The 7,873-nt window shown below is 40.9% G+C and carries 8 protein-coding genes; all 8 read right to left on the bottom strand.

What is annotated here, in order from left to right:
• Positions 1–96: 96 nt before the first annotated feature.
• Positions 97–1,794, bottom strand: coding sequence for a flagellin N-terminal helical domain-containing protein (locus HMPREF0083_RS09160; RefSeq protein ID WP_021620969.1), 1,698 nt, complete (start codon positions 1,792–1,794; stop codon positions 97–99).
• Positions 1,795–1,824: 30 nt separating this feature from the next.
• Positions 1,825–2,355 (bottom strand): flagellar export chaperone FliS, encoded by a 531-nt coding sequence (locus tag HMPREF0083_RS26325; RefSeq protein ID WP_021620968.1) that lies wholly within the window; start codon positions 2,353–2,355, stop codon positions 1,825–1,827.
• A gap of 259 nt (positions 2,356–2,614) precedes the next feature.
• Entirely contained in the window at positions 2,615–2,986 is a 372-nt protein-coding gene (locus HMPREF0083_RS09150) for a flagellar protein FliT (protein ID WP_021620967.1), read from the bottom strand.
• A gap of 13 nt (positions 2,987–2,999) precedes the next feature.
• The gene (fliS, locus tag HMPREF0083_RS09145; protein ID WP_021620966.1) at positions 3,000–3,368 is read right to left on the bottom strand and encodes a flagellar export chaperone FliS; all 369 of its coding nucleotides are present in this window, start codon (positions 3,366–3,368) and stop codon (positions 3,000–3,002) included.
• Positions 3,368–5,200: a flagellar filament capping protein FliD gene (fliD, locus tag HMPREF0083_RS09140; RefSeq protein WP_021620965.1), complete on the bottom strand. Its 1,833-nt coding sequence runs from the start codon at positions 5,198–5,200 to the stop codon at positions 3,368–3,370. The genes fliS and fliD overlap by 1 nt, the downstream gene beginning before the upstream one ends.
• A 20-nt stretch (positions 5,201–5,220) precedes the next feature.
• Positions 5,221–5,628 (bottom strand): flagellar protein FlaG, encoded by a 408-nt coding sequence (locus HMPREF0083_RS09135; RefSeq protein WP_021620964.1) that lies wholly within the window; start codon positions 5,626–5,628, stop codon positions 5,221–5,223.
• Positions 5,629–5,963: 335 nt separating this feature from the next.
• Positions 5,964–6,332, bottom strand: coding sequence for a DUF8042 domain-containing protein (locus HMPREF0083_RS09130; protein ID WP_021620963.1), 369 nt, complete (start codon positions 6,330–6,332; stop codon positions 5,964–5,966).
• Between the two features lie 84 nt (positions 6,333–6,416).
• The gene (gene flgL / locus HMPREF0083_RS09125; RefSeq protein ID WP_040302202.1) at positions 6,417–7,571 is read right to left on the bottom strand and encodes a flagellar hook-associated protein FlgL; all 1,155 of its coding nucleotides are present in this window, start codon (positions 7,569–7,571) and stop codon (positions 6,417–6,419) included.
• Positions 7,572–7,873: the final 302 nt, after the last annotated feature.

Here is a 7,873-nt window from a genome sequence, read left to right as displayed (position 1 = left end):
TCTTCCACCTTATGGATAATCAACAGGCGTGGTGCAATATAAGAAAAGCCCCGAGCATCCGATAATCGAATGTTCGAGGCTTTGTTTACGTGTTATTTAGCCTTTAAGAAGCTGCAGCACGCCCTGCGGAAGCTGATTAGCCTGTGCCAGCATCGCAGTAGCAGATTGGTTGATAATGTTGAGCTTTGTGAACTCTGTCATTTCTTTCGCCATGTCAGCGTCGCGGATACGAGATTCTGCAGCTGTCAGGTTCTCTGTGGATTGCGTGATGTTATTAACAGTATGCTCCATTCGGTTCTGGTACGCACCAAGCTTGGAACGAACCTGCGATACTTTATCGATAGCGCCGTCAATGATGGCAATCGCATTGGATGCGGATGTTTCATCCGTGAGCTTGAATTTGTCGATACCAAGCGCTTTTGTGCGGATGTCACTAATGCCAAGAGCGATAACTTCGCCTGCATTTGTGCCAACCTGGAAAGTAAGGGATGCATTTTCAAGCGTTTCACGTACTACAATATTCGTAGCCGTTTCTCCGGCTTTTACAACACCGGTTCCAAAGGTAATTCCTGTGTTGCCAAATTCAATAAATTTCCGATCATTGTCCACAAATTGATGGGCAATTACCTTGTCATTCTCATCTTTCAAAATAACGCTTGGCCGTTGTAATTTGTCAATTTTAAAAGAATGGTATGGCTCGCCCTCCAGCGCACCGCCACGCTTTACATATTTCGCTCCGGTATTTGTAAAATCCACTGTCAAACCTATGTTTCCAGCGTCTTTATTTTCAACATAATTACCATTAGCATCTTTTTTTACCTTGTAAATATTGATTGGCTCTTCGTTATTGAAGGAAATGTTTTCGGCCTTGCCTACTACCTCATCTCCATTTTTTACAGTAAGTGTATAAGTAGTTGATTGGGTGAATTTTGTATCATTTGTAATTTCGGATGCATCTATACCTAATAAATCTGTAGCCTTTCCTAAAGGGCTGCCTACTGGCTTTCCGTCCTTGCCCGCACGATAAATGACCCCATTTTCCTTGTCTCCAACAATAACATAATTACCATCCTCAAGCTTGGATTTGGATATATCCAGAGTTTTCGTATCAGCGGTAACTTTAGCTTCTAAATACATTTTATACTCTCCTGCTGCCAAATCCGTATCTGGAGACAACAGAAAGTTTTCCAGGCCTGTATAGTAAGTATCATCAATACCTTCCATATTTAATACCTTGCTGTCTGTTACGACATTCATCTTATAATTTCCAGCTGGCAAACTGCTTGCAGCATCAATTTTGATGTCGCGTAAGCCACCGCCGCCTTCAGAATAAAGTATATCTCCATATAAAGAACGATTTCTTGCATTTTCCGAAAGACTGCCATTCAACAGCTTTTTCGTATTGAACTGTGTATCATTCCCCACACGATCAATCTGTTGACGAAGCTGGTTGATTTCATCCTGAATGACAGTACGATCTGTTTCAGTTAATGTACCGTTGGCAGCCTGTACAGCAAGTTCGCGCATACGAGATAACATATCATGCACTTCACTGAGCGCACCTTCCGCTGTCTGAATCAGTGAAACACCGTCCATCGCATTCTTCTCGGCCTGCTGCAATCCGCGAATCTGGCCGCGCATCTTCTCGGAGATGGCAAGGCCCGCTGCGTCATCCGCTGCACGGTTGATACGTAATCCAGAAGAAAGCTTTTCCAGTGCTTTTCCTGTAGCAATCTGATTTTTACTTAATTTCGAATAAGCGTTTAATGCTTGAATGTTGTGGTTAATCCGCATAACTTTCACTCCTCCAAATATAGTAAAGGTTTATTTTTTCAAATGAACTTCTTGCTTATGCTGTTGATATTCGTATACTTCCTGCTCAATTTCCCTCTGTTGATAAGGATTAAATCGTGGAATATTGCGCTGTGGCAAAGCCATCGCCACTTCTGACTGGTCTGTAGACAAAGGGAAAGCCCCTCTGGCATCCTTTGCTTTCTGCATAGCTGTTGTCCACGCGTCGTCAAGTTCTTTTACAATGACACGCACTTCCTGGATAATTGCGCTGTTTTTCTTCATGTTCGCCTCATGAATACGGTCAAACATGTATCTGTATAATGTTTCAAGCTGGTCCGCCAAAACGCCCGCTTCGTATTTAATTCCGAAACCCAATCGAGTTAGGATATCGTTGCAATGCTGCAGTGCACGATTTGCTTCAAAATAGCGGTGTTCGGTCAGCAAACGAACGGATGTGTCCAGCTTCTCCAATAATTTTTTATACAATAACGATGTGATGACCTCCGGCTTATCATAAATATCGCTTAGCTCCACATTCTGCGGAGTCAGGGCTTGATCCATCGCGATTCCTCCCCGTTCATATAACCAACTCTCTTTACTACTCTAAATATCGGTTGCCTGAGCAAAAACTTAATAGGTTATTAGAAAATACTTTGTAAGAGTTTGCCTCAACGTAAAAGTAACACCATTGATACGATATCCCAACTGCTGAAGTTCTTGCTCCATTTGTGGATTTTGCATCACTAAATAGCATTCTCCTTAATACGGCTATAGATAAATAATAAACTCCCTCTGCCCATTATGAGCAGAAGGAGTTCATTTAGTTTTTCTTATCGAAAAAGATACTAGGATGATATGTGTCTTCTTCTCCATACCCCTGATGAATTATCGTTTGTTTTCTTTCTATCACAGATCTTTGTCTTAGCTTTTCCCGCAATGGCTCAAGTAAAGGCGTAATTTGCTCCCGTAATTCAAGAATATCTTTAATGATATGCTTAATTTCCTTTTCTTCCGCAGGTTCGGATTTATTACCCATACTATCCAATTGATCGATAAGCTTAGTAATACGCTCACACTTTTCCACTCGATGGAGGAATTCGTCTACATTCTCAGCATGCACGGCGTGTAACTGGGCGCTCGTTTCTTCCTTCATCGACAGCAACAATTGCTTTTTATCAACATGATCATTCATATGGATAGTCGCCTTATTTCATTGCTTTCAACGCCTGCATCCAAGTAGCTCGGAATTGTTCAGCGTATTCCAGCACTTCCTCAAGAATAGAGAGGTCTTTTTTAACATTAGCTTGAATTAAACGTTCCATCATATACTCATACAAAGCTGCCATATCCTTGGCAATAGGGTAATTTGTGTTAAGCGTACACAACAATTCCTGAAGGATATCCTGACTTTTAATCAGGTTGTCATTCGTTGCCTGGATTTCTCCTTTTTCCATATGAACGATAGCCAATTTAATGAATTTGACCAGTCCATTATATAGTTGTAGCGTCAATTCTCCAGGCGTAGCCGTAAGTACACTGTTTTGTCTATATTGTTGGGCAGCCAAGCTTGTCATTATGAAGCGCCTCCTCCAAATTGCTGCATCAGCCAGGAACTTTGGGAATTATACTTACTCATCGCTTTTTCCATCGCAGTAAACTGCCGGTAGTACCGATTCTCCCGATCGATAAGGCGAGCTTCCATACTGCTGATTCGTTTATCCATACTCTGCAGCAGTTTCCCTACAATACTCTGATCGTCCTGTGCATTTCCCGTGACTCCTGCCTTTTTTGTCAACTCGGCGAACGCATCGCCAAAGCTTCCGCTCAAACGATGAATTAACCCTTGCTGATTTCGTTTTTTCGGATCTTTTTTGATATCTTCTTCCGTAATGTCACTTCCCTGGATGAACAGGTTTTGTACAGCCTCCGGATCTTCTTCCAGTGCTTTTCTTAATTTTGTTTCATCTATTGTCAACTTTCCCTTGTCTTTATAATTCTCCGATTTAATACCTATCGCTGCCAAGGAATTATATTCGCTGCCATTATTCACAGTGGACGTCATGCTTAAGCGCATGTTGTTTACTAAACTTGATAAAATATTATCACGTCGCAGCAATCCACTTTTTGCCTTTTCATCCCACTGTTCCGCCTGCTTTTCGGTCAACGCTTTCCGTTCTTCATCCGTTAAAGGCTGGAATTTCTTATACACAGGCTCATTAATGGCCTTATTCAATTTATCAAGAATTTCATTGTATTTATCAACGAACTCCTTAATATTCTTAATCTCTGCATCCAAATCGCGGGATACCGTAACAGTAACCCCTTCTGTATCTACTGCCTTCAATGTATAATTCACACCAAAAAATTTAGCTGTATTTGTCCCAAGAACAACATCTTGACCGTTAAAATTCACTTTCGCATCTTTGCCCACGGCTTTATATTCGGAAGAAACTGCAAGAGGCTGGTCCAACCCAAGCGCTGTATCAATACCTGTATCATCGGCTTTCAAAGAAACTGCTGTCACGTCTGAATCAGAAGAAAACAACGTGAATTTTTGCGTCTTCTCATCATAAGAAGCATTTATTCCTTCTGTTTTCAGCTTGGAAATCAGATCAGAAACTGTTTCTCCAGGATTCAATGTAACCGTCTTTGTTTCTGACGTTGCTCCCTTTTCTAGCTTTAGCGATAAAGTAACGGGCGTTCCTCCATCCGCCACCAGCTTTGTATTCAGCTTTGTATTAGCATCTCCTGTATACGTACTAACCTGACTTGTAGAAAAGCCCAATTGTGTTAACAAATTGGATGAAGAATTGTCAGAGGATGATATGGACAATTCCTGGCTGGAGCCGGTATTGCGTGTCCGCACAACAAACTGGTTAAGCGTGGAATCGTACATGGCCTGAATTCCTAGTGATTTCCCTTCACTATCCTGTGCCTTGTTAAACTTGGCGACGATATCCTGCATAGTGTCCGTCTTCTTAATATCAATCGTTCCTATTTTTCCATTCACATTGACTGTGATTGTTTGATCCTCGTTTACAAGTTCTCCACTCTTCACTTTCCCACTAAGTGAAGCACCTTCAGCCAACTGGTTCACTTTCAGTTTATACGTTCCTGGTATAGCATCTGCAGTTGCGCTAGCAGATATAATATCCGTCTTAGAGGATGTTGTGCTAAATGTTCCGTACTTACTGGACATTTTCATATCCAATAATGTTTTATTTCGGAATGAAAAAATTTCCGAATTCCACTTGCGGTAGGCATCGCTCTGCCAGGCAAGTTTTTCCCGATTTTGCTTCATTTTGTTGAATGGAATTCGCTCTGCATCCATTAACTTTTTAACTAATGAATCTGTATCCATCCCTGAGGCAATCCCGGACAGACGGGTAAGATTTGAACCGTACATATACTTTCTTCCTTTCTATTCTATATTTTTTGATCAAGGAAAAATCCGACCATATCTTTTAATTTAGCACGCATTTCCATAATTTCTTTTGGTGGAATTTCTTTGATGACTTCCTGGGTAATCTTATTTTCAATAACCGCGTACCATTCGTTGCTTTTCTCAAAAAACTTAAATGCAAGCCCTGTATGCAAAGTATTAAAAATTTCATTGGCTGTTTCTTCGATTTTGGCCCGCTCTGTTTCGTCATCGTGTTGTGGATTTTCTATGGCACCGGATTCCTGACCGTTTAATCCGTTTATAGTAGCGAAGGTCCCCTTGTGCCCTGTCCTTTCATCTGAAGCTCCTCCCTGCACCGAACCGGAACTCACAGGATTCGTTGTATGAATAGATGGTGCCTGATTGGCTCCCGGAAACAAAACCTCACTCACATTTACTCCTCCCCGCCTTCACGTAGTAACCTTCTATATTTGATATCGGAAAAACAGCGCAATTTATTAGGAATTGGAAGAAATAAATATGAACACTACCTTAAAAAGAATCAGCTATATTTTTTAAAAAATCGAATAAACAAGCTAAAAGACCGTACAGATAGTCTGAACGGTCTTTTATATAAGTTACACTTAATATTTTGACAGGGTAGCGTGGTTGGAAGTAGGAGGGATGGAGAAAGAAGAGGGTGGATACGCCCTGCGCCCCAGCAGAAAAAAGGCGGACGTGTTTGTGTCCTTCTTTTCTTACCTCCTACCAGTGAGATGTATATAGTTCAAGAAATGATATACGGACCTAGCTGTTTTCGCAGCTCCATTCTCCAATTTTTATATGCTGGCAATACATTGAATTGGAGAATTTCTAGTATTTTACCGGTTTGCTGTTGTTCATATGCGGTAATAAGAGCATCAAAGCTCCTAACTAATGTATCCGTATATATTTCTATCTGGTTAGCTGGTAGCTCTTCCAGAAACGCCTTCATGCTTTGTATGATAGAGACGAAAGCTGTCATTGTATCATTGGCTAACTGGATTGTATTCTCTATGTGCCCTTCATTAATCTGGGTCTTAATATGGTTCAATGCTTCTCCCATTGTATCGGAGAGTTCTAATGTTCGTTTCATGATATGTATTTGCTGTTCCATGTCGGATAGCCCTCTCTTTCATATGACAGCTAATAAAAAGAGGCTCCAGCAGAGCCAGAGCCTCTCTTATATTTTCCACTGAAATTAGCGGAGAAGTTGCAGTACTTGTTGCGGATTTTGGTTCGCTTGTGCAAGCATAGCTTGAGCAGCTTGAGCAAGGATACCATTCTTCGTATTTTCCATAACTGTTTTCGCCATATCAGTATCACGAATACGAGATTCAGCAGCAGTCAGGTTTTCAGAAGAAGTATTCAAGTTATTAATAGTATGTTCAAGACGGTTTTGGAATGCTCCCAACTTAGAGCGTTCAGCAGAAACTTTTTCAATTGCTTTATCAATTGTAGTAATAGCAGTGCTCGCTTTACCTGCACTAGTAATGTCGATTGCATTACCTGAACTGTCACGAACGCCAAGAGCTGTTGCTCTCATGTCATCAATACCTACTAAGAGGTTTTGTCCACTATTTGCACCAATTTGCATAGAAATTGATTTCGAAGCATCTGTTTGGGCAACTTTTGCAGCTTCGAAGCTAATTGTTACACTCTCGCCTACTCCCATATCAGTCAGACCCGCAATTGTAACAGTATCACCAGTTCCGAGAATTCCTGCAGCAGTCTGATCGTCTTTGTCGAGTGTAAATCCTGTATTTGCAGGATCACTTACTACAAATTGTGTTTTATCATTTTCATCGTTAACACGAGTGATCGTAATTGTACCTGATTTATTAATGGCATCTGCGTTTGTAAGAGTTACTTTAACATCTGCCTTGCTATTATTTTGAACTTTGACACTACCTTTTTCAGCAGCAGAAAGTCCAACCTTTGAACCGTCCAAAAGCTTTTGAGTATTGAATTCGGTTGTATTAGCAATACGGTCAATCTCAGAAGCTAACTGATTTACTTCTTTTTGAAGCTCTTTACGATCACTCTCAGTATTTGTGTCATTGGAAGATTGTACAGCAAGTTCACGCATACGTTGTAAAATGCTGTGCGTTTCGTTCAACGCACCTTCTGCTGTTTGAATCATAGAAATACCGTCTTGTGAGTTACGGCTAGCTTGATCCAAGCCGCGAATTTGACCGCGCATTTTTTCGGAAATTGCCAGACCCGCTGCGTCATCTCCTGCACGGTTGATACGAAGACCAGAAGACAGTTTTTCAGTAGATTTTGCTTGGTTAGCAGTGTTGATGCCTAATTGACGATGAGAGTTTTGTGCCAATAGATTGTGATTGATAATCATAATATACTCCTCCTTGATTGTTTCGTGAACGTCCGTGTTCACTTGGTTATTAAAAAGCCAGATAGCCTTTTAAACGAAAGAATAACTTCATATCACTTCAAGCATTACCTGCAAGGAACATCTACTTATCCCCCGTCGTACGCCGTAGGTTTTAAGTTCTATTCCTTACACTACTATTATCGGACAGATGATTTTTTACTTTAGTGTTTTCGTTAAATTTTTTTTGTGAAAAATTAAGGAGGTTGATTATCCAGTATAATCCAGAGTAAATCGTCACCACACCGTGCCCCAAACGGGCGTCG

This window comes from Aneurinibacillus aneurinilyticus ATCC 12856, assembly GCF_000466385.1.
Taxonomy (GTDB): Bacteria; Bacillota; Bacilli; order Aneurinibacillales; family Aneurinibacillaceae; genus Aneurinibacillus; species Aneurinibacillus aneurinilyticus.
Note: the sequence above shows the minus strand (reverse complement) of the source record. Positions and strands in the feature narration are given on the sequence as shown.

What these genes read in the sequence shown, in the direction of transcription:
- HMPREF0083_RS09160 (WP_021620969.1), bottom strand. Translation starts at nt 1,794, where the DNA reads ATGCGGATTAACCACAACATTCAAGCATTAAACGCTTATTCGAAATTA.
- HMPREF0083_RS26325 (WP_021620968.1), bottom strand. Translation starts at nt 2,355, where the DNA reads ATGGATCAAGCCCTGACTCCGCAGAATGTGGAGCTAAGCGATATTTAT.
- HMPREF0083_RS09150 (WP_021620967.1), bottom strand. Translation starts at nt 2,986, where the DNA reads ATGAATGATCATGTTGATAAAAAGCAATTGTTGCTGTCGATGAAGGAA.
- fliS (WP_021620966.1), bottom strand. Translation starts at nt 3,368, where the DNA reads ATGACAAGCTTGGCTGCCCAACAATATAGACAAAACAGTGTACTTACG.
- fliD (WP_021620965.1), bottom strand. Translation starts at nt 5,200, where the DNA reads ATGTACGGTTCAAATCTTACCCGTCTGTCCGGGATTGCCTCAGGGATG.
- HMPREF0083_RS09130 (WP_021620963.1), bottom strand. Translation starts at nt 6,332, where the DNA reads ATGGAACAGCAAATACATATCATGAAACGAACATTAGAACTCTCCGAT.
- flgL (WP_040302202.1), bottom strand. Translation starts at nt 7,571, where the DNA reads ATGATTATCAATCACAATCTATTGGCACAAAACTCTCATCGTCAATTA.